Raw genomic sequence first — 21,610 nt, forward strand, 5'->3', positions numbered from 1 at the left:
TTAATATTTTTATAGATATTGACTGAATGAGTAAATATTTATTATAATATTTTTTTGTATATAAATAATAAAAATGTAAACGATTGTTCGAAGATTGTAATTATGTTATTATTAGATATACAGATAATTAATAAATTATAGTTTAAAGTTAGGAGAATTGAAATGATTTATACACAAGGTTCTGATAGACAATATCATATAGCAGTAGCACCAGGGGAAGTTGGTAAATATGTGATTATGCCAGGAGATCCAAAAAGATGTGAGAAGATAGCTAAACATTTAGAAAATGCAAAGTTAGTTGCAGATAATAGGGAATTTGTAACTTATACAGGATATTTAGATGGAGAAATGGTGAGTGTAACATCAACAGGAATAGGTGGCCCATCAGCTTCTATTGCGTTAGAAGAATTGGTTAATTGTGGAGCTAATACATTTATAAGAGTTGGTACTTGTGGAGGTATGGATATAAATATAAAGGGAGGAGATGTTGTTGTTGCCACAGGTTCTATAAGAATGGAGGGAACTACTAGAGAATATGTTCCAATAGAATTTCCAGCAGTGGCAAATTTAGACGTTATAAATGCTCTTGTAAAAGCAAGCAAAACTTTAAAGAAAAGTTATCATACAGGAGTGGTTCAAAGTAAAGATTCTTTTTATGGACAACATTCACCAGAAAAAATGCCAATTGGTTATGATTTGATAAATAAATGGGATGCTTGGATTAAGTGTGGATGTTTAGCATCAGAGATGGAAAGTGCATCTTTATTTATAGTTGGAAGTTATTTAAGAGTTAGAGTAGGTTCAGTTTTTTTAGTTGTTGCAAATCAAGAAAGAGAAAAAGCAGGATTAGAAAATAAACAAGTCCATGATACTGAAGGTGCTATAGAGGTTGCAATTGAAGCAATTAGGAATTTAATTAAAGAAGATAGAGAGAATAGTTAAACTTATTTTAAATTTAGAATAAAAGATTAAGAGGTACTACATTTTCAGTACCTCTTAAAATAAGCATTAAAAGTTAGTTGATTTTTAGTTGTACATGTTATGTGACTGCATATAATTATAGATTTTTTCTTCATGTTCTTGTTCTTCTTTTTGAATATGATTTAAAACTTGCCTTGCATTAGTATCACGCATTTCAAAAATAGTGATATTATAAGTTGAAGATACGTATTTTTCACCAGCTAAGGAATCTTGGCAGATTATTTTGTCTTGTTTAAAGTTAATTTGATTTTTATTATCAACGTTTGCAGAACTTACATTAGTATTTGAATTTTGTTGGTTTTGTTGAGTGTTTAAAGTTGGAACAGTTCCAGTTAGCATTTGGTTGAGAGTTTTTAGATGATCTTCTTCTTTTGACATAAGTTCTTTAAAAAGGTTTTTAAGTTCTGGATCTGAAGCTTCTTCTGAATATTTTTTATATTTCTCTATGCAAAGTTCTTCTCCCGCCTTTTCATCTTGTAACAACATTCTTTCTTTATCATTTAAATTAAGCATAAAAATACCTCCTTAAACATAGTTTTTTCTATAATTTATAAATTATTCAGTATTTAAGTTAAACTTTGTTTTAAATCAATATTATTGATATGAAAACATGAATCTTGTAGCATAGTAATTGGCATAGTAAAATAGAGTGTAATAAAAATAAAGAGGTGATTGGATATGAATAAATACAAAAGAGTTTTTGTTATTGTAATTGATTCATTAGGAATTGGTGAAATGCCAGATTCAAAAGAATATGGGGATATAGATGTAGATACTTTGGGTCATATTGCAAAATCAGTTGAAACTTTTAACATACCTAATATGAGAAAAATGGGGATTTCTAATCTTCATAAAATAGCTCATGTGGAAAAAATAGAAAATCCTTTAGGATATCAAATGAAAATGAGAGAAGCAAGTGTTGGAAAAGATACTATGACTGGTCATTGGGAAATGATGGGGCTTCATATTACTAAACCTTTCAAAACATTCACAGAAACTGGATTCCCTCAGGACTTACTAGATGAATTGAGTGCAAAAACTGGTCATAAAATAGTTGGAAATAAAAGTGCAAGTGGAACTGAAATATTAGATGAACTTGGTGAACATCAAATGAAAACGGGAGATATGATAGTTTATACATCAGCAGATTCAGTTCTTCAAATATGTGGTCATGAGGAAACATTTGGTTTAGATGAATTATATAGATGTTGTGAGATTGCAAGAGAGATAACACTTAAAGATGAATGGAAAGTTGGAAGGGTAATTGCAAGACCATATATAGGAGATAAAAAAGGGAATTTTAAAAGAACAAGTAATAGACATGATTATGCTTTAAAACCTTACGGAGAAACTGCTTTAAATGCATTGAAAGATAAAAATTTTGATGTTATATCTGTTGGAAAGATAAAGGATATATTTGATGGAGAAGGTATTACTCAAAGTTATAAATCAAAAAGTTCAGTTCATGGAATGGAGCAAACTTTAGAAATTATGGATAAAGATTTTAATGGATTATGTTTTGTAAACTTAGTTGATTTTGATGCTCTTTGGGGACATAGAAGAAATCCAAAAGGTTATGCAAAAGAACTTGAAATGTTTGATGTTAATTTAGGTAAAGTTTTAGATAAATTAAATGAGAATGATTTATTAATAGTAACAGCAGATCACGGAAATGATCCAACTTATACAGGAACTGATCATACAAGAGAATATGTGCCATTTTTAGCATATTCACCATCTATGAAAAATCATGGTTTATTGGAAACAAGTAATTCATTTGCAACAATTGGTGCTACTGTAACTGATAATTTTGGGGTTGAAATGCCTAAAAATACAATTGGTGAATCTGTATTAGATAAATTAAAATAATTGTTTTTATAGATTAAAAGTTAAAAAATGGATTACTATAAATTACAGTAATCCATTTTTTATTTATATTAATTTGTATCTATTTTTATAAGTAGTTTTAAATGTTTATTTTATACAATATAGAGCAAACATTTTAGTAGGATTACAAAACTTATCTTTAGAGCCATGGAGTTTATCATTAATTGTTGTATAATCACAAGAACATTCAAAGCCTAAAGATGTTAAGAATTCTATATCCCAAAATGGACGATTTTTAAAACTTATTAATAAATCATTTTTTATATTATCACATTCTTTTAAAAGTTTAGAATCTACATTTTTGTGTGCATTATCCTTATTTATTTTTTTTGTTTCTTCGTAAAAAGAGGTATTTCCATAATTAGCATCAAAATTCATAAGTATTCCATTAGGTCTAAGGACTCTATACCATTGCGTATAAGCATTTTCTACGTTTGGAAGAGTCCAAGTTAAGTTCCTAGATAATATTACATCAAAAGATTCATTTGGGAAATCTAAATTTTCAGCATCCATTGTTTTAAAGTTTATATTATATCCTAAATTTTTTGATAAATTTTTAGCACTATCTATCATATGTGGACTTAAGTCAATTCCGGTTACATTATGGCCTAAAGATGCCATTAAAATAGCTAAAAAGCCACTCCCCGTTCCTATATCTAAGATATTTAATTTTTTTGTATTATCGAGTTTAGATGAAATAATATTAAGCCATAAATCTCTTTGTTCGCTATTTAATTCAGATATTCTTAAATTGGTAAAATCTTCACATCTTTTATTCCAATAGTTTTTTATACGTTCTTTTATTTCCATATTTTGACCTCTTAAATATTATTTTTACGATAATCGTAAACAGTGTAGTTGATTTATAGTTTTACATCATGGCTACTTTTCATACTTCTACTATTTAAGTTTATAAATTTAAAGTGTATTTTATGTAAAATTTTTTTATATTACAACATATATTTTATAATTATTAAGAGTAATTTAATACAAATATAATGAATTGTGGTAGAATATAGCTTTTAAATATAATATAATAGTTTAAAAGAAACTTTATTAACTTTTAATTTACATTAAAATTAGATAGCGGTAAATAATAAAGTAGAGCTTAAAGTAAAACTTTAGGAAATGTTAAGAATTTTTAAATAATAAGAAGTGTTTATGTATGTTAAGGAGGAGAAAAAATGATTTTTAATTTAAATGATGATTTAAAGAAAATATTATTAATGGGAATAGGTGCAGTTGCAACAACAGCTGAAAAATCAAAAGAAATGGTAGATTCTCTAGTAGAAAAGGGAGAATTAACAGTAGAGCAAGGAAAAGTTTTAAATGAAGAATTAAAAAGAAATTTAAACAATGCAAAAGAAAATTTTAATAGAGATAAACAAAATAATGATATAAATAAAGATAGCAATATGAAAGATTATATATTTAATAACATAGACAAATTAGAAAAGGATGAATTAGCTATTTTAAAGGCTAAGATAATGAAAATGCAGGAAGAGAAAAGTGAGTAACTTAGGAAATAATAAGGATAGATTAAGAGAAATTTTAGGAGTCCTTTCTAGACATAAAATTGTCAAAGGAATGACTCCTGAAAAATTAAGGTTAATAATTGAGGATTTAGGTCCTACATTTGTAAAACTTGGTCAAGTAATGTCTATGAGGTCTGATATGCTACCAGAGGCTTATTGCAAGGAACTTACAAAGTTAAGAGCAGAGGTTAAGCCTATGACTATGGATGAGGTTAGACATGTAATACGCGAAGAATATGATTGTGAAATTGAGAGTTTATGTTTAGAGTTTAGAGAAAAACCTTTAGGGTCAGCATCCATAGCACAAGCTCATTATGCTGTTTTAAAGGATGGCTCTCCTGTAGTTTTTAAAATTCAAAGACCTAATATACGCGATATAATGTCTAGAGATATTATACTTTTAAGAAAAGCAAGTGCAATGCTTAAAATTGCTATAAAAAATGGAAGCGTATTAGATTTTAATGAAATTTTAAATGAAATGTGGAATGTATCTCAAGAGGAGATGGATTTTTTAATTGAAGCTAAAAATGCTAAGGAGTTTTACAAGTTAAATAAAGATATTGTTTATGCTACATGTCCTAAAATTTATACTAAATACACAACATCAAAAGTTCTTGTTATGGAATATATAGATGGTGTACAAATAGACAAGACTAATGAACTTATAAATTTAGGATATGATTTAACAGATATTGCTAATAAATTTTGCGAAAATTACATAAAGCAAATAGTAGATGATGCATTTTTTCATGCAGATCCGCATCCTGGAAATATAAAAATAAAGGGTGGAGAAATTGTATGGATTGATCTTGGTATGGTTGGCAAACTTTCTAATCGTGATAGAGGGCTTATAAAAAATGCTATTATGGCTGTTGCAACAAATGATATAGGAAAGCTTAAAGATGTTGTACTTACATTAGGTGAGGTTAATAGAAGAATAAATCATTCAAAACTTTATGAAGATATAGATATCTTTATGAATAAATATAGCGAAGTTGAGATGTCTGATATTGATTTAGGAATTATATTAGAAGAATTTTTAAGTATTGCAAATAGACATAATATTGGTATTCCAAAGGGTATTACGATGCTTGGGCGTGGACTTATAACTATACAGGGGGTTGTATCTATTTTAGCACCTCAAATAAATATTATAGACATAGTTTCAAATCATGTTGCAAGTGAAGTATTTAAAGAGTTTGATTTAGAAAAAGAAGTTAGAAATGGTGGAAGAACAGCTTATGCTTCAGCTACAAAACTTATAAAATTACCTCAACAATTATCAGAAGTTTTAAAAATAACATCAAAAGGGCATTTAAAGTTAAATTTAGATTTTGCAGATGCTGAAGAACCTTTAGGATTGATAGACAAGATGGTAAATAAGCTTGTTATGGGAATTATAATAACAGGGCTTTTGATATCATCTAGTTTAATTTGTACAACAGGGATGACACCTAAACTTTTTGATATACCAGCTTTGGGAGTCTTAGGCTTTATGATAGCTCTAGTTTTAGGGCTTATACTTTTATATAGCCTTTTTAAATCTATTAAACCATATAAATAAAAAGTTGTATCTAAAATAAAATGCAAGTTTCAATAAAAGTATTTATTTTATACTGAAATTTTGTCTTTTTATTTTTTGATGCAACTTTTTTGTTTATTAAGGTTATATTTGACAATAATATACAAAGTTGATATTATCAAGATAATTATAAATGTGGAGGAAAGTAGATGCAATTAAAGCAACTTAGATATTTTATAACGGTAGCTGATTGTGGCAGTATTAATAAAGCAGCAGAAAAGCTTTTTACATCTCAATCTAATGTTAGTAAAGTTATAAAGGCTTTTGAAAAGAAAGCTAATGTAGAACTTTTTAATAGGAATAGTAAAGGGGTAAGATTAACTGATAAGGGGTATGAAATATATGATTATGCCAAAAGAGTTTTGGAAAATGTTGATATTATAGAATCTATATCTTACGAAAAATCAAGTAAGAAGTTAAATGTTTCATGTCATCAAAATTATGTGATTTCAAAAGTTTTATGTGATTATTATGAACAATATAAGGAAGAAAATATTAAAATACATTTTTTGGAAGAGAATGTAGAGCAAATAATAGATAATGTTAAAAATTATGTTTCTGAATTTGGAATAGTTTATATTTTGAGCAATCAAAAATGTTGTTTTACTCATAATTTAAATCATAAAAATTTAGAATTTCATATTTTAGATACCCAAAAACTTTGTATATATGTAGGAAAAAATAACCCTCTTTATAATAAAGAGAGTATTACTATTAAAGAGATTTTAAATTTGAAGTTTGTTCAATTAACTAGAGATTTTTTTTCTTTAGAGCAATATTTAGAAAATTTTGATATATATAAAAATATTAATAAAAAATCGTTCAGCAATATAATAACAACCAATAGCAATTATATAATGAATTCCCTTATTGAAAATACTGATATTTGTAAATTTGGTTTTAATTTTAAAAATAAAGATTATGAAACATTAAATATTAAAGCTATTGATATTATAGATTGTAGTGATGAGGTGTGTATAGGATATGTTACTAGAAAAAACGAATCATTATCCAATAAAGCTATAAATTTCATAAAAATTTTAAAAAGTGAGATATGTAAATAGTTTAGTTATATCAAAATGGAATAACAATATAGTCAAATTTAATATTACTAATAAAATAAAATAAATGATATAATATGAAATAATTATAAATAAAGTAAACTATTTTTATATTAATTTTAATAGTTTAGGGGGGATAGGGTGGTTTTAAAAAATAAAAAATTAATAGGGATTATTTCAGCGTTTATTACAGCTAATATGCTTTTAGTTGGATGTGGAAGTGCTGAAAGCTCAAGCATGGTAGATGACGGTGATGAAAAGATAGTTTATGCAAATTATAGAGATATAAGAGACTTAAACCCACACTTATATAATGGAGAAATGTTTGCACAAAATCTTTTATATGAATCTTTAGTAAAAATTAAAGACGATGGAAGCATTTCACCATGGTTAGCAGAAAGTTATGAAGTGTCTGAAGACGGAAAAACTTATGTGTTTAAATTAAGAGAAGATGTATATTTTACAGATGGTGCTAAGTTTAATGCTGAGGCTGCTAAATTAAATTTTGATGCGATTTTAGATAATTATGAAAGACATTCTTGGATAGAATCTGTTAGTTTGATGAAAGAAGTTGAAAATTCTGGAAAAGAAAGTGTAGAGGTAACTGGAGAATATGAATTAACAATTCATTTATCAAAATCATATTATCCATTTTTAGTAGAACTTGGAGTAATAAGACCTTTGAGGTTTATTTCACCAAATTGTTTTATAGATGGAACTACTAAAAATGGTGTTACAGATTATATAGGTACTGGCTCATATTATTTATCTGAACACGTTACTGATGAATATGCTATTTTTAAAGTGAATGAAAAATATTGGGGAGATGTTCCAGATATCGAAGAGATAATTGTAAAAGTTATTCCTGATAGTCAAAGTCGTGTTATGGCTCTTGAAAGTGGGGAAATTGATTTGATTTATGGAGCTAATATGATAGATTCAGAAACTTATACTAAATTTCTAAACTTATCAGAATTTAAAACAAAAGTATCAGAGCCAATTTCATCTAGAGTTATGATGATAAATACACAAGATGAAATATTAGGAGATGTTAGACTTAGGAAAGCATTACAATATGCAACTGATAGAGAAACAATATCAAAATCTATATTTTTAGGAATAGAAGATCCAGCTTATACTCTATTTTCAAGCGAAGTTCCTTATGCAGATATTGGATTAACACCTTATGAATATAATTTAGAAAAGGCTAAAGAGCTTTTAAATGAAGCAGGTTGGGTAGAAGTTAATGGACAAAGTTATAGGCAGAAAGATGGACGAGAATTAGCATTTACTCTTCATTATTCTAGTGATAATGTCACTGATAAAACGATAGCAGAATTTTATAAAGGTGAACTTGCTAAAATAGGAATAAATTTAGAGATAATTGGAGAGGAAGCTCAAGCTTATACTGATAGGGCGAAAAGTGGAAATTTTGATATTATATTTAATGAATCATGGGGAAAACCTTATGATCCACAATCATTTTTAGCTAGTATGAGAGAATCGTCAGTTCATGGAGATTATGAGGCACAAAAGGGATTAAAAGAAAAAGAACAGATAGATGAGGCGATTTTAAATGCATTAGAGGCTACAACTGAAGAAGAAAGACAAGAATATTATACTTATGTTTTAGAAACTCTTCACGAAGAAGCAGTATATATTCCATTAACTTACGAAACGAATCGTGCAATATATAGTAATAAAATAAAAAATGTTACATTTGGTCAATCTCAATATGAAGTAACTTTTGCGGATATGACAATGGGTGAATAATTTTAATAATAATAAACCGGCTTAGAATTTTTAAACTGGTTTATTAATTATGTAATAAGGAGGTTTAAATGAAAAAATATATAATTAAAAGGTTGTTATTAGTTATTCCGATGCTTTTTGTAATATCCTTTATAGCATTTTTATTAATAAATTTTATGCCATCTGACCCAGCTGAGGTTGCCCTTAGAATTAATGAAATAGTACCAACAGATGAAGCTATTGCATCTATGAGAGTGGAGTTAGGACTTGATAAGCCTTTTTTTATTAGATATTTTAATTGGCTTAATAATTGTTTACATTTAGATTTTGGGGTATCTTATGCAAACACAACTAGAACTGTTCTAAGTGAAATAACAAGGTGCCTTCCTTATACAATAAAACTTTCTGTGTTAGCTTTAATTATAGTAGTATGCGTAAGTATACCAATTGGAATTTTTAGTGCTATTTATAAAAATAGTATTTTTGATAAGATTGTTCGTGTATTAATTTTTATGGGAAGTTCAATGCCAAGTTATTTGGTAGGCATAATGCTTATTTATTTTTTGGGAGTAAAATTCAAAATGTTTCCGACAAGTGGAGCTAGAAGTTTTAGGCACTTTGTATTACCCGCAATTGCATTAAGTTTATCGGAGATTTCAACCTATGCTAGGTTAATAAGGAGCAGTGTTTTAGATAATTTAAATGAAAATTATGTTTTTTATGGAAAGGTTCGAGGATTGAAAAATAAATCCATATTATTTAAGCATGTATTTAAAAATTCATTAAAGTCATATATGAATGCATTTGGAATGAGTATAGCGTATCTTGTGGCAGGAGCTTTTATAATAGAAAATTTATTTGCAATTCCTGGAATTGGAAGACTTGGTGTATCAGCTATTTTTAATAGGGATTATCCTATAATTCAAGCTTATATTCTTCTTATGGGAGTAATGTTTGTTTTTTGCAATCTTATAGTTGATATAATTCAAGCGTTTATTGACCCGAGAATGAAAAGGGGGCTTATAAAGTAAATGGTAAAAAAGTTTTTAAAAGATAAAGTGGCAATTATGTGCGTTTTAATTATAACTTTTGTTATTATTTTAGGGATTTTTGCAAAACAAATAGCTCCAAATGATCCATATATCCAAAATATTGGGCATAGATATGCAGGTAGTTCCATACAATATCCTCTAGGGACAGATGCACTTGGCAGATGCATTTTATCTAGATTAATCTATGGGATACGAACAACACTTTTTATAGCTTTTTTAACAATGATTGGAACTATTTTTGTTGGAAGTTTAGTTGGAATTATTTCAGGTTTCTTTGGAGGAATTATAGATGAAATTTTAATGAGATTTTGTGATATAATGATGTCTTTTCCAAGTCAGGTTATGATTTTAGCTATAGTTGGAATTTTAGGTGTTGGAATTAATAATGTAGTTTTTGCTTATATTATTGTAAAGTGGACATGGTATGCACGTATGATAAGAGGTTTTGTATTAGAACATAGGCACAAAAATTATATGTATTATTCACAAGTAATAAAGAGTAAAAGAAGTTATATTATATTTAAACATATAATTCCTAATATATTATCAGAAATTGCTGTTTTAGCAACACTAGATATGGGATGGGTGATATTAAATATTTCAACACTATCATTTTTAGGGCTTGGAGTACAAGCACCAACACCTGAGTGGGGCTTAATGTTAAGTGATGCTAAAAATGTTATTTCAACTAGACCTGAGCAAATGATTGCACCGGCTGTATTGATTTTTGTGGTTGTGGCTACATTTAATCTTTTGGGAGATTGCTTTAGGGATTTGTTAGATATTAAAGGGGAAAGTTTAGATGTTAAAAGTTAATAATTTGGAAGTTTTCATTAAAAATGGACAAGAATCAAATAAAATTATAAATAATATATCTTTTAATGTTAAGGAAAAGAGATGCTTAGGGATATTGGGTGAATCAGGTAGCGGTAAAAGTATTACTTGTAAAGCTATTTTGGGGCTTTTAAATAAAGATTTTGAAATTAAAGGTGAAGCTATATTTAAAGGGCAGGATATATTAACGTTAAGTGAAAATGAAAAAAGAAAATTAAGAGGAAATGAGATAGCTATGATAGTTCAAAATCCTATGACAGCATTTAATCCTTTATATACGGTTGGAAATCAAGTTATTGAAACATTTATAGAGAATATGAGAATAAGTAAAAAAGAAGCTAGAGATTTAGCTATAAAATCTTTTGAAAAAATGAATTTAAAAAATTCAAAGGAAATATTAAAAAAATATCCACATGAACTAAGTGGAGGAATGCTTCAAAGAATAATAATAGGTATAACTATTTTCTTAAAACCATATTTAATAATTGCAGATGAACCAACAACGGCTGTTGATAGTTTGAATCAACGGGAAATTATAGAGGAATTTTTAAAAATGAAAAGAGAATTAAATACTTCAATGATTTTTATAACTCATGATTTAGGTGTTTTAAGTAAGGTTGCAGATGATATTATAGTTATGAATAAGGGCGAAATAATAGAATATGGCAGTAAAGAAGAGATAATTTTAAATCCACAAAATGAACATACCAAATTTTTAGTTGATACTAGGCTTAAACTTCTTAGAAAATTTAAACAAATAGTTAATTAAAGGAGAGAGTTCATGTTATTAGAGGTTAAGAATATAGAATTTAGTTATGGTAGAAGAAAATTAAAGAGAAATAATGCTAACATACTTAAGAATGTTTCCTTTAGTTTAAATGAAGGAGAATGCTTAGGATTAATAGGGGAATCTGGGAGTGGAAAGAGTACTCTAGGACGTATAATATTGGGATTGGAAAAGCAACAAAAAGGAACTATAACTTTTAATGGTGTTTTAAATAGGGATATTTGGCAAAAAGAACTAAATGTAGTGTTTCAAGATTATACCACTTCAGTAAATCCAAGATTTAAAGTTATAGATATAATAAAAGAAACTTTGTTAGAAAAAAAATTAAATAGAGAAGAATTAGAAAAAAAGGTTATAGAACTTTTAGAACAAGTGGGCTTAAATAAAGATTATTTATATAGATATCCGCACGAACTAAGTGGGGGACAACTTCAAAGAGTATGTATTGCGAGAGCCATTTCACAAAAACCTAAATTTATTTTATTAGATGAGGCTATAAGTTCTTTAGATGTTTCAGTACAAGTACAGGTTTTGGATTTATTAATAGAATTAAAGGAGAAATATAATTTATCATATCTTTTTATAACTCATGATTTATCAGCAGTAACTTATATATGTGATAAGGTTATGTTTTTAAAAAACGGAGAAATTATAGAAAAAATAGATGATATAAAAGATTTAAAGTATGTAAAAAGCGAGTATTCCAAAGCATTGTTAGATTCGGTAGATGATATAGATTTTTTTGATTATAAAAAAGCTATTAATATTTAAAATTTACGTTGTAATAAATATATGTTACATAAAAATATATAAAAAAATTAATTAGTTATTTGGGAGGAATTTTATGTTAAAATTAGGGGATTTAGTAGCAGATAGAGGAATGAAAAAAGAAGGGTTTGTACAAATTTATGATACAGATTACCGTATGCCTGTAACACTTATTAATGGAGAATTTTCAGGAAAAACTATACTGATAACAAGTGGAGTTCATGGCTGTGAGTATACAGCTATTGAAACAGCTATTGAACTTGCAAAGGAAATAAATCCTAAAAATATAAGCGGTAAAATAATAATAATACATCCTGTAAATGTTAGAGCATTTAAAAAGAAGATAAGTGCAGTTGTTCCGGATGATAATAAAAATTTAAATAGAGAGTTTCCTGGGAATATAGAAGGAACAATAACTGAAAAGTTAGCACATTTTATTGAGAATGAATGTCATATTCAATGTGATTTTTACATAGATTTACACGGTGGAGATCTTTATGAAATGGCAACAAACTTTGTTTATTATCCTGGAATTGGAAATAATAATGTTATTGAAGAGTCAAAGAGAATTGCAGCTCTTTTGAATGTAAATTATATGGTAAAATCAAATGCAAAAACAGGATCTTATAATTATGCAGCGATTAATGGAATACCAAGTATTCTTATTGAAAAAGGTGGAAGAGGACTGTGGAATAATCAAGAAATATATGATTATAAAAATGATATATTTACAATTTTAAAGCATTTTAATGTATTAGATGGACAGATTAAACAAATTAACAAGCCTATAGATATAACGGAGGCTGTTTATTTAGAATCTACTTGTGATGGGTGTTGGTATCCTAAAGTAGAGGCAGGGCAAAAGATAAAAGAAGGTGAACTTTTAGGGGAAGTTAAAGATTTTTTTGGAAATATAATAGCAAAATATTATGCAAAGATGAATGGGGTTATTCTTTATATGACAGTTTCTTTATCAATAGAAAAAGATGAGCCATTAATAGCTTATGGTAAATGTTAATTTAAATTAAATATTATAAAAGATTGTATAAAAAATTTTTATACAATCTTTTATTTTTAATTGTTTATATTGATTTTAATATTAGTCTACCTCGACTAATATCCACATTTGGTTCCAACCACCATTATCTTCCCATTGTATGCTAGATGCACACTCGTCCTTAGAAGAAGCTTTAATGTCTAAAACTTTAGAACTGTTTCTATTTTGTATCTTGTAGTAGTTATCTTCTGTTTTAATAAGTTTCCATTGTTGATTAAGTCCATTATTATTATTAGATTGAATATTAGAAGCACCATTTTGTAAAGAAGATTCAGAAATGTCAAGAACTTTTCCGCTGCCCACATTCATTATTTTATAATATCCATTTCCAGATGATATCAATTTCCATTTTTGACTATTCCAACCGTAATAAGTGTATTGTTCAATAGTTGCTCCACTCTCATGAGAGCCTCCAGACACATTTAAGGCTTTACCACTAATTCTATTGACTATTTTATAAGTACTATTTGTGTTTAAATCATTAAATGCAGAGTCTTTAAAAGCATCTAGAGCAGTAGTAAATTTAAGAGTGTTTTTAGAAATTTCTGTACAAGCCCCTAAAGGATATTCATCAGGAAGAACAGAAGAACTTACAGCAGGTTCCCAATAGAATACACCTAATCCACGTCCATTTGGAACATCTGAAACAGCTTTTATAGCTGCTTTTATTAAATTATAAGTTTCAGTAGCTTCATCTTCAAGACCTCCAATTTCACAAATCATAACATCTTTATTATAACGACTAGACATATCATTTAGGTTGTATATTATATCATTAATACTATCAGTATATTCAGAACCTTCCCAATAAGGATAATAAGACATACCAATTACATCATAATTAGTACCAGCATCTTTTAAAGCATCAAAAATATTTCTAAATAGAGAATTGTCATAACCATGAGCTAAATGTAGAATAACTTTTGAAGATGGACTAATATTTTTCACTGCACTATAACCTTCGTTTATAAGTTGTGACCATGAAGTGACATTAGGGGTACTAGATCCATCCCAAATGTATCCATCATCCCATAACATTCCAGAGTTAGTTTCATTTCCTACTTGAACCCATTCAGGATAAATCCCTTCATTAGCTAATGCTGTCATAACTTCAGTTGTATGATTGTATACGTCTTCTTTAAGCTTATTAAAGGTATGGTTTTCCCAAGCTTTTGGCTTGTCTTGATAAGCTGGATCAGCGAAATGGTCGCTGTAATGAAAATCAATCATAATTTTCATATCAAGTTCTTTTGCTCGTTTAGCCATAGCTACAACACTATCTTTGTCAGAATATCCCAAGTAGCATACAGTTCCATCTCTTTTAGTCCAAGTATAATTAGATGGTGGATCAACAAAGACTCTTAATCTGACAGAATCAATTCCTTTATCTTTAAGAATTTTTAATGGATCTTCTGTATTGCCATTATCATTAACCCATTTTATTCCTATGTCTTCTAATTGGCTGACCCATCCAATATCTGCACCCTTAGCAATATTAGAAGAAGAATAAGTATTAGATGTATTCGCAGCATTTGCTACGACAGAGGTTTTATCAATGCCTATATTAGACACCAAAAGACAGGATAATAAAGATAAGATAAATGGCTTAGAAATTCTTTTAATCATAAATTTCCCCCTAAAATAAAATTTAAATATAAAAAAATCAATATATTTTAGCTTTTTTAAAGCTAAGTTATCATATGTAAAACAAAATGCGTCTAAAATATATTACAGAAAGATTATAACAATAAAATAAATAAATGTAAATAAAATACATGTTAATTTTTGTTAATTTTAAACATATAAAAAATAATGATAAAAATACAATTATTAGTAAAAAATAGAAAAATAAAGATAATTAATGAAAAATCAATATAGTTTCAAAATATGGAGATAAAAAGTTTAAAATTGATAAAAATGGAAATTGAAAACAATATATTTGAATATGTATAATATAAATATAAACAAAAGCGAAAAAAAAAGATAAAAAATAAACATAAAATTTACTAAACAAAAATATATTAAAGTATAGAGGTGATAAGACATGCTAAGGGAGCAACGACATGAAATTATATTACAGGCTTTAGACAAATTTGGAATAATAAAAGTGACAGATTTAACAGAAAAGCTTAAGACAACTGAAATGACAATAAGAAGAGATTTAAGATTTTTAGAAGAAAAAGGTCTGTTAATTAGAATTCATGGAGGAGCTAGAAGTTTAGAGGGAGCTAAATTTGAGGAACTTTCACCAAATGAAAAAAGGAATATAAATATTGATAATAAAATTGAAGTTGCTAAAATTGCAGCAAGTTTAGTAAAAAATAATGATAATATTTATATAGGACCAGGAACAACCACAGAGTATATACCTGACTATATTAAATCAAATAATGTAAAAATAATTACTAATTGTCTAAGTATATTTGAAAAATGTAAAGATAATGAGCAATTTGAGGTTATATTAGTTGGAGGTAGGTTAAGGCACAAAACTAATACTTTTGTAGGAAGCTTTGCTAATGAAATTTTAAATAAAATAAGAGTGCAAAGTACGTTTATAGGAGCTAATGGAATATTAAATAATAATATTATGACATCTAATGAGGAAGAAGGAGAAAGTCAAAGGATAATGTTAAACAACTCAATAGAGAGATATTTAGTTTGTGATTATACCAAATTTGAGAAAGAAGATTTTTATACATTATATAAATTAGATGATATAACAGCAATTGTTACAGAATTTGATTTAGATAGTGATTTAAAATATAAGTATTCAAAATATTGCAAAATAATTAATAGTGTAAGAGGGGAGTAATTTATGAAAATATTAATAGGTTCTGATAAATATGGAGTTGATTTAAAAGAACATTTAAAATCATATCTTTTAAGTAAAGGTTATCAAGTTGTAGATAAAACAGAAGACTCTGTTGATTTTGTAGACTCAGCAGACAGAGTATGTAAAGGAATACTTGGAAATGAGGGGGATAGAGCAATACTTATAGATGCTTATGGTGTAGGGTCATTTATAGCTGCAAATAAACATAAAGGTATTATTTGTGCTCAAGTTTCAGATGAGCATTCAGCGTTTATGACAAGAAACCATAATAATACATCTGTGATAACTTTAGGTTCTAAGATATTAGGTCAAACTCTTGCAGAAAATATAGTAGATTCATATTTAGAATCTGAATATGCAGGGGGCAGACACCAAATAAGAGTTGATATGTTAAACAAAATGTTATAGGGGGAAGGTTATGAAGATAGCAGTTGCTTGTGACCATATTGTTACAGATAGAAAAAATTATCTAGTGAACTATTTAAAAGAAAAGGGATATGAAGTTATAGATTGTGGAACTTATGATAAGGAAAGAACGCACTATGCTATTTATGGAAAAAAAGCAGCAGAAAAGGTTGTTTCAAAAGAAGCTGATTTAGGTATTGTTCTTTGTGGAACAGGTGTTGGAATAACAGCATCTGCTACAAAAGTTGCTGGAACAAGAACAGTTTTAGCTAGGGATATTTCAACTGTGGCTTATGCTAGAAAACATTTAAATGCTAATATATTAGGATTTGGTGGAAGAATTACTGGCGTTGGTTTAATGGAAAATATGGTAGAGACATTTTTAGATACTAAATTTGAGCCTACAAACGAGGATTTAGAAGTTATTAAGAAATTAGATTCAATTGCAGTTACAAGAGAAGATCAATTTAAAAATGAACACTTTTTTGATGAATTTTTAGAAAAATGGGATAAGGGAGAATACCATGATTAATGTTTATGGGATGTTATAATTGTGGTTTTAAATATATAAAGTAAGTTTGAAATAGGGGGAATTAAAAATGACAATGACAATTGAAGAATTAGAATTTACAACATTAGAAATAGTAGCTTATGCAGGTGATGCAAGATCAAAATATATACAAGCTTTAAATTTTGCAAATGAAGGGAAATTTGATGAAGCTCAAAATTTAATTAAGGAAGCTTCTGAGTTTATAGATGAGGCACATAAAACTCAAACAAAGATGATTCAAATGGAGGCAGCAGGAGAAAAAATACCAATGAGTTTTTTAACAGTACATGCTCAAGATCATTTAATGACTGTTATGCTTTTAAGAGATATGGTTCAAAATTTTATAAATCTATATAAAAAAGTGAATTAATAATAAAAAATAAATTAGCTTAGAAAATGAGGATGGATTATTTATTCATCCTCAAATAAAAAAGGGGGATTATTAGGTGGAGAAGTTAATTCAGATAGTTGAGAAGATGAAACCATTTTTTGAAAAGGTTTCAAAAAATCCATATTTAAGAGGAATAAGAGATGGATTTGTAAGTTGTATTCCTGTTGTGTTATTCTCAAGTATTTTTATATTGGTTGCTTGCGTTCCTAATATATTTGGATATTATTGGCCAGCAAATGTTGATGCAGCTTTGTGGAAAGCTTATAACTACTCTATGGGAATATTAGCAATTTTAATGGTTGCAACGATTGCAAAAAGTTTAGCTGAAAATTTTAATGCAAAATTGCCAAAGATAAGACAGATAAATATTGTATCTGTAATGATTGTATCAATAATTTCCTTCTTATTAATAAGTGTTGAATCTATAGATGGTGGATTTTCAAGCACTTATATGGGTACAAAAGGACTTTTAGCTGGGTTTATAGTAGCATTTATAGTTCCTAATATATATAAATTTTGTGTAAAAAATGATATAACTATAAAAATGCCAGATGAAGTTCCTAAAAATATTTCTCAAACATTTGCAGACTTAATTCCACTTGCAATGTCAGTTCTATTTTTCTGGTTATTTGATCTTATATTTGTTAAATTCTCAGGAATGTGTTTTAGTGCATGGATACTTGAAGTATTAAAACCTTTATTTACAGCAGCTGATGGTTATATAGGACTTGCTATAATTTATGGTTCTATGGCAATGTTTTGGTTTGTTGGAATTCATGGACCATCAATTGTTGAGCCAGCAGTAACTGCTATATATATAGCAAATGTTGAAGCTAATTTATTATTATTTCAAAACGGTCAACATGCTACAAATGTATTGACACATGGAACATCTTATTTCGTTGCAACAATTGGAGGAACTGGTGCAACACTAATGTTAACTGTCATGTTTGCTTTTATGGCTAAGTCTAAGCAATTAAAAGCTTTAGGAAAGACATCTATTATTCCTGTTGCTTGTGCTGTAAATGAACCAATATTATTTGGAGCACCTATAGTATTAAATCCGATATTTTTTGTTCCATTTATATTAACTCCAATAGCAAATGTATGGATATTTAAATTTTTTATTGAGAACTTAGGGATGAATGGATTTGTATATACTCTTCCATGGACGACACCTGCGCCTATTGGTTTAATATTAGGAACAGGATTTGCAACACTTTCTTTTGTGTTAGCTCCATTGCTACTTGCAGTAGATTTTGTGATGTATTATCCATTTTTTAAAGTTTACGATGCTCAATTGGTTGAAGAAGAGAGAAAAAATAATAATTCAGTTGTAGAAGAAAAGGTAGAGGAAGTAGCAGCTGTTAAGGAAATTAAATTAAGTCCAGAAAATAATGATAAAAATTTAAATGTTTTAGTTCTTTGTGCAAGTGGAGCTACAAGCAGTATGCTTGCAAATGCAATATCTAAAGGCGCTAAAGAAAATAATATTAAATTAGAATCTACAGCAATGGCTTATGGACAACATAAAGAAATAATTTCTGACTTTGATTTAATAATTCTAGCTCCTCAAATGGCATCTATGTATGGTGAACTTCAAAAAGATTGTGAATCAAAGGGTACTAAATCAGCTACAACATCTGGGGTTCAATATGTAAAATTAACAAGAGATTCAATAGGAGCTTTAAATTTTGCACTAGATATTATAAATAGTTAAAAATAGTATTTTGGTAATATTTTTAAATTAATATGGGGTTAAAAGTTAAACTAAAAAATATTTAAAATTTGAGGTAAAAAAGAGAGGGAGTCAGTATGTATAAATTTGACAATGATTTTATTTTTGGAGGAGCAACAGCAGCATATCAAGCAGAGGGAGCAGCAATGGAAGAAGGACGAGGACCTTGTATATGGGATGAGTATTTAAATAGACCTGAAAGTAAATTTAATGGAGATATAGCAAGTGATTTTTACCACAAATATGGAAAAGATTTGAGTTTATCAAAAGAATTTGGATTAAATGGAATTAGAATATCTATTTCATGGAGTAGAATTATTCCAGATGGTGTGGGTAAAGTAAATGAAAAGGGAATAGAGTTTTATAATAATCTTATAGATGAATGTTTAAAAAACGGGGTAGAGCCTTTTGTAACTCTTCATCATTTTGATACACCTCTTAATCTTTTTAAAAATGGTGATTGGCTAGATAGAGATAACATAAATCATTTTGTAAAATTTGCAAAGATTTGTTTTGATAATTTTGGAGATAGAGTTACAAAGTGGATAACTTTCAATGAGGCTTGGGCTGTTGCTCAAAATGGATATATAGCTGGAAATTTTCCACCTAGTATAAAATATGATGTAGAAAAAGCAATACAATCTATGCATAATATGATGGTGGCTCACTCAAAGGTAGTTGAACTTTATAAATCTATGAATTTAAAGGGTGAAATAGGAATAGTTCATACACTTGAAGGAAAATATCCAATAACAGAATCTGAGGAGGATAAGTTAGCTGCAAAAATAGACTATACAATTTCAAATAAATTTATGTTAGATGCTTGTTTTAAAGGAAAATATGATGATGATACTTTAAACATTATAAAGCATATCCTTGATAAAAATAATGGGGAATTAATAATTTATGAAGGCGATATGGATGTTATAGAAAAAGCTTCTAAAAACATAGATTTTTTAGGTATGAATTATTATTCTAGTCATTTCTTAAAAGCTTATGATGGAGAAAGTAATATCTATCATAATGGTACAGGTGAAAAGGGTACAAGTATTTTTGCTTTAAAGGGAATAGGTGAGAGAGTAAACAATCCAGAAGTTGAAACAACTGATTGGGATTGGCCAATCTATCCTAAAGGACTTTATGATATGTTACTTAGAATAAAAAATGATTATCCAAATTATAAAAAGGTTTATATTACTGAAAATGGTATGGGATATAAAGATGATTTTGTTGATGGAAAAATAGATGATGCTCCTCGTATTGATTATATAAAAAGACATTTAGAAGCTGTTTTAAAGGCTAAAGATGCTGGGGTTAATGTTAAGGGATATTTTGTATGGTCTCTTATGGATGTTTTATCTTGGAGTAATGGTTTTAATAAAAGATATGGTTTATTTTATGTAGATTTTGATAGTCAAGAAAGATATCCAAAGAAAAGTGCGTATTGGTTTAAAAAGATGTCTGATACTAAGATATTATGTGATGGAGAAGAGATAGAATATTAGGAGGAATTAAAAATGATATTATCTACGAGAGAGATGCTTTTGAAAGCTCAAAAGGAGAAGTATGCAGTACCTGCTTTTAATATTCACAATTTAGAAACTTTACAAGTTGTTGCAGAAACAGCTATGGAGTTAAAATCGCCTGTGATAATTGCAGGAACCCCATCGACTATTGAAAATTATGCAGGAGCAGATTATATTAAGGCTATTGCAGAGGTTGCATCAAATAAATATAATATTCCAATAGCAATTCATTTAGATCACTTTGAAGATGTTGAAGCTATAAAAAGGGATATTGATTTAGGTTTTAGGTCATGTATGATAGATGCTTCAAAGTATGATTTTGAAAAAAATATTGAAATTGTAAAAAGTGTTGTAGATTATGCTCATAGGTTTGATACTGTGGTTGAGGCTGAACTTGGGAAATTAGGTGGAAGAGAAGATGATTTAATTGTTGATGATAAAGATACAATGTACACAAACCCTGATGATGCAGAAGAATTTGTAAGAAGAACAAATGTAGATTCTTTAGCTGTAGCAATAGGAACAGCTCATGGATTGTATAAAGGTGAGCCTAAATTAGATTTTGAAAGACTAAAAGAAATTAGGGAGAGGGTAAATGTTCCATTGGTTTTGCATGGTGCATCAGATGTGCCTGATGATTTAGTAAAAGAGGCTATAAGTCTTGGGATATGTAAAGTAAATGTAGCAACAGATTTAAAAATCCCTTTTGCTGATGCTGTAAAGGAATTTTTTAAAAAAAATCCGACTGAAAATGATCCAAGAAAATATATGACACCAGGTAAAATTGCTATGAAAAAAATAGTACAAAATAAAATAATGGTTTGTGGAAGTAATAATAGGTATTAATAGAATAAGCCACTTTGCTAACATT

21 protein-coding genes are annotated in these 21,610 nt (G+C 28.1%); 18 read left to right on the forward strand and 3 right to left on the reverse strand.

Annotated elements, in window-relative coordinates; genetic code table 11:
* Positions 1-162: 162 nt before the first annotated feature.
* The gene (gene udp / locus HH195_RS03230) at positions 163-942 is read left to right on the forward strand and encodes a uridine phosphorylase (protein ID WP_196371552.1); all 780 of its coding nucleotides are present in this window, start codon (positions 163-165) and stop codon (positions 940-942) included.
* 84 nt (positions 943-1,026) lie between these two features.
* Here udp and HH195_RS03235 read toward each other — a convergent pair whose 3' ends face one another.
* On the reverse strand, positions 1,027-1,494 hold the full coding sequence (locus HH195_RS03235) for a spore coat protein (protein ID WP_196371553.1): 468 nt from the start codon (positions 1,492-1,494) through the stop codon (positions 1,027-1,029).
* A 165-nt stretch (positions 1,495-1,659) separates the two neighbouring features.
* Between HH195_RS03235 and HH195_RS03240 the strand changes: the two genes are divergently transcribed.
* Positions 1,660-2,850, forward strand: coding sequence for a phosphopentomutase (locus tag HH195_RS03240; protein WP_196371554.1), 1,191 nt, complete (start codon positions 1,660-1,662; stop codon positions 2,848-2,850).
* Positions 2,851-2,955: 105 nt separating this feature from the next.
* Here the strand turns inward: HH195_RS03240 and HH195_RS03245 are convergent, their stop codons facing one another.
* Positions 2,956-3,678: a class I SAM-dependent methyltransferase gene (locus tag HH195_RS03245; RefSeq protein WP_196371555.1), complete on the reverse strand. Its 723-nt coding sequence runs from the start codon at positions 3,676-3,678 to the stop codon at positions 2,956-2,958.
* Positions 3,679-4,052: 374 nt separating this feature from the next.
* Between HH195_RS03245 and HH195_RS03250 the strand changes: the two genes are divergently transcribed.
* The 9 genes from HH195_RS03250 to HH195_RS03290 all read left to right on the forward strand — a co-directional run bounded on the left by HH195_RS03250 (position 4,053) and on the right by HH195_RS03290 (position 13,257).
* On the forward strand, positions 4,053-4,385 hold the full coding sequence (locus HH195_RS03250; RefSeq protein ID WP_196371556.1) for a phasin family protein: 333 nt from the start codon (positions 4,053-4,055) through the stop codon (positions 4,383-4,385).
* Positions 4,378-5,967: an ABC1 kinase family protein gene (locus HH195_RS03255; RefSeq protein WP_243278536.1), complete on the forward strand. Its 1,590-nt coding sequence runs from the start codon at positions 4,378-4,380 to the stop codon at positions 5,965-5,967. Before HH195_RS03250 ends, HH195_RS03255 begins: the two co-directional genes overlap by 8 nt.
* Before the next feature lie 167 nt (positions 5,968-6,134).
* On the forward strand, positions 6,135-7,049 hold the full coding sequence (locus HH195_RS03260) for a LysR family transcriptional regulator (protein ID WP_196371557.1): 915 nt from the start codon (positions 6,135-6,137) through the stop codon (positions 7,047-7,049).
* A gap of 138 nt (positions 7,050-7,187) precedes the next feature.
* Positions 7,188-8,819 carry a nickel ABC transporter substrate-binding protein gene (nikA, locus tag HH195_RS03265; protein ID WP_207750877.1) on the forward strand — a complete coding sequence of 544 codons (1,632 nt, stop codon included), beginning with the start codon at positions 7,188-7,190 and terminating at the stop codon, positions 8,817-8,819.
* A gap of 68 nt (positions 8,820-8,887) precedes the next feature.
* Positions 8,888-9,829, forward strand: coding sequence for a nickel/cobalt ABC transporter permease (gene opp1B / locus HH195_RS03270; RefSeq protein WP_196371558.1), 942 nt, complete (start codon positions 8,888-8,890; stop codon positions 9,827-9,829).
* Positions 9,830-10,666, forward strand: a complete 837-nt coding sequence (gene opp1C / locus HH195_RS03275) for a nickel/cobalt ABC transporter permease (protein WP_196371559.1) — start codon at positions 9,830-9,832, stop codon at positions 10,664-10,666. It abuts the gene before it with no gap.
* Positions 10,653-11,453 (forward strand): ABC transporter ATP-binding protein, encoded by an 801-nt coding sequence (locus tag HH195_RS03280; protein ID WP_195924299.1) that lies wholly within the window; start codon positions 10,653-10,655, stop codon positions 11,451-11,453. Before opp1C ends, HH195_RS03280 begins: the two co-directional genes overlap by 14 nt.
* A 12-nt stretch (positions 11,454-11,465) precedes the next feature.
* Positions 11,466-12,242 (forward strand): ABC transporter ATP-binding protein, encoded by a 777-nt coding sequence (locus HH195_RS03285; RefSeq protein ID WP_196371560.1) that lies wholly within the window; start codon positions 11,466-11,468, stop codon positions 12,240-12,242.
* Between the two features lie 73 nt (positions 12,243-12,315).
* A complete protein-coding gene (locus tag HH195_RS03290; RefSeq protein WP_196371561.1) occupies positions 12,316-13,257 on the forward strand; it encodes a M14 family metallopeptidase in 942 nt (313 codons plus the stop codon).
* A gap of 81 nt (positions 13,258-13,338) precedes the next feature.
* Here the strand turns inward: HH195_RS03290 and HH195_RS03295 are convergent, their stop codons facing one another.
* Positions 13,339-14,922, reverse strand: coding sequence for a glycosyl hydrolase 53 family protein (locus HH195_RS03295; RefSeq protein WP_196371562.1), 1,584 nt, complete (start codon positions 14,920-14,922; stop codon positions 13,339-13,341).
* Positions 14,923-15,340: 418 nt separating this feature from the next.
* Between HH195_RS03295 and HH195_RS03300 the strand changes: the two genes are divergently transcribed.
* The 7 genes from HH195_RS03300 (at position 15,341) to HH195_RS03330 (ending at position 21,585) form a co-directional block, all read left to right on the forward strand.
* Positions 15,341-16,108, forward strand: coding sequence for a DeoR/GlpR family DNA-binding transcription regulator (locus tag HH195_RS03300; protein WP_196371563.1), 768 nt, complete (start codon positions 15,341-15,343; stop codon positions 16,106-16,108).
* A gap of 3 nt (positions 16,109-16,111) precedes the next feature.
* Positions 16,112-16,537, forward strand: coding sequence for a galactose-6-phosphate isomerase subunit LacA (gene lacA, locus HH195_RS03305; RefSeq protein WP_196371564.1), 426 nt, complete (start codon positions 16,112-16,114; stop codon positions 16,535-16,537).
* 10 nt (positions 16,538-16,547) lie between these two features.
* Positions 16,548-17,066, forward strand: coding sequence for a galactose-6-phosphate isomerase subunit LacB (gene lacB / locus HH195_RS03310; protein ID WP_196371565.1), 519 nt, complete (start codon positions 16,548-16,550; stop codon positions 17,064-17,066).
* Between the two features lie 67 nt (positions 17,067-17,133).
* Positions 17,134-17,454, forward strand: coding sequence for a PTS lactose/cellobiose transporter subunit IIA (locus tag HH195_RS03315; protein ID WP_305847102.1), 321 nt, complete (start codon positions 17,134-17,136; stop codon positions 17,452-17,454).
* Between the two features lie 76 nt (positions 17,455-17,530).
* Positions 17,531-19,195: a PTS lactose transporter subunit IIBC gene (locus tag HH195_RS03320; RefSeq protein ID WP_112365003.1), complete on the forward strand. Its 1,665-nt coding sequence runs from the start codon at positions 17,531-17,533 to the stop codon at positions 19,193-19,195.
* A 95-nt stretch (positions 19,196-19,290) separates the two neighbouring features.
* Complete coding sequence (lacG, locus tag HH195_RS03325; RefSeq protein WP_196371566.1) at positions 19,291-20,718, forward strand: 6-phospho-beta-galactosidase; 1,428 nt, start codon at positions 19,291-19,293, stop codon at positions 20,716-20,718.
* Positions 20,719-20,730: 12 nt separating this feature from the next.
* The gene (locus tag HH195_RS03330; RefSeq protein WP_196371567.1) at positions 20,731-21,585 is read left to right on the forward strand and encodes a tagatose bisphosphate family class II aldolase; all 855 of its coding nucleotides are present in this window, start codon (positions 20,731-20,733) and stop codon (positions 21,583-21,585) included.
* Positions 21,586-21,610: the final 25 nt, after the last annotated feature.

The organism is Candidatus Sarcina troglodytae, assembly GCF_015708635.1.
GTDB lineage: Bacteria > Bacillota > Clostridia > Clostridiales > Clostridiaceae > Sarcina > Sarcina ventriculi.

What these genes read in the sequence shown, in the direction of transcription:
- udp (WP_196371552.1), top strand. Translation starts at nt 163, where the DNA reads ATGATTTATACACAAGGTTCTGATAGACAATATCATATAGCAGTAGCA.
- HH195_RS03235 (WP_196371553.1), bottom strand. Translation starts at nt 1,494, where the DNA reads ATGCTTAATTTAAATGATAAAGAAAGAATGTTGTTACAAGATGAAAAG.
- HH195_RS03240 (WP_196371554.1), top strand. Translation starts at nt 1,660, where the DNA reads ATGAATAAATACAAAAGAGTTTTTGTTATTGTAATTGATTCATTAGGA.
- HH195_RS03245 (WP_196371555.1), bottom strand. Translation starts at nt 3,678, where the DNA reads ATGGAAATAAAAGAACGTATAAAAAACTATTGGAATAAAAGATGTGAA.
- HH195_RS03250 (WP_196371556.1), top strand. Translation starts at nt 4,053, where the DNA reads ATGATTTTTAATTTAAATGATGATTTAAAGAAAATATTATTAATGGGA.
- HH195_RS03260 (WP_196371557.1), top strand. Translation starts at nt 6,135, where the DNA reads ATGCAATTAAAGCAACTTAGATATTTTATAACGGTAGCTGATTGTGGC.
- opp1B (WP_196371558.1), top strand. Translation starts at nt 8,888, where the DNA reads ATGAAAAAATATATAATTAAAAGGTTGTTATTAGTTATTCCGATGCTT.
- opp1C (WP_196371559.1), top strand. Translation starts at nt 9,830, where the DNA reads ATGGTAAAAAAGTTTTTAAAAGATAAAGTGGCAATTATGTGCGTTTTA.
- HH195_RS03280 (WP_195924299.1), top strand. Translation starts at nt 10,653, where the DNA reads ATGTTAAAAGTTAATAATTTGGAAGTTTTCATTAAAAATGGACAAGAA.
- HH195_RS03285 (WP_196371560.1), top strand. Translation starts at nt 11,466, where the DNA reads ATGTTATTAGAGGTTAAGAATATAGAATTTAGTTATGGTAGAAGAAAA.
- HH195_RS03290 (WP_196371561.1), top strand. Translation starts at nt 12,316, where the DNA reads ATGTTAAAATTAGGGGATTTAGTAGCAGATAGAGGAATGAAAAAAGAA.
- HH195_RS03295 (WP_196371562.1), bottom strand. Translation starts at nt 14,922, where the DNA reads ATGATTAAAAGAATTTCTAAGCCATTTATCTTATCTTTATTATCCTGT.
- HH195_RS03300 (WP_196371563.1), top strand. Translation starts at nt 15,341, where the DNA reads ATGCTAAGGGAGCAACGACATGAAATTATATTACAGGCTTTAGACAAA.
- lacA (WP_196371564.1), top strand. Translation starts at nt 16,112, where the DNA reads ATGAAAATATTAATAGGTTCTGATAAATATGGAGTTGATTTAAAAGAA.
- lacB (WP_196371565.1), top strand. Translation starts at nt 16,548, where the DNA reads ATGAAGATAGCAGTTGCTTGTGACCATATTGTTACAGATAGAAAAAAT.
- HH195_RS03315 (WP_305847102.1), top strand. Translation starts at nt 17,134, where the DNA reads ATGACAATGACAATTGAAGAATTAGAATTTACAACATTAGAAATAGTA.
- lacG (WP_196371566.1), top strand. Translation starts at nt 19,291, where the DNA reads ATGTATAAATTTGACAATGATTTTATTTTTGGAGGAGCAACAGCAGCA.
- HH195_RS03330 (WP_196371567.1), top strand. Translation starts at nt 20,731, where the DNA reads ATGATATTATCTACGAGAGAGATGCTTTTGAAAGCTCAAAAGGAGAAG.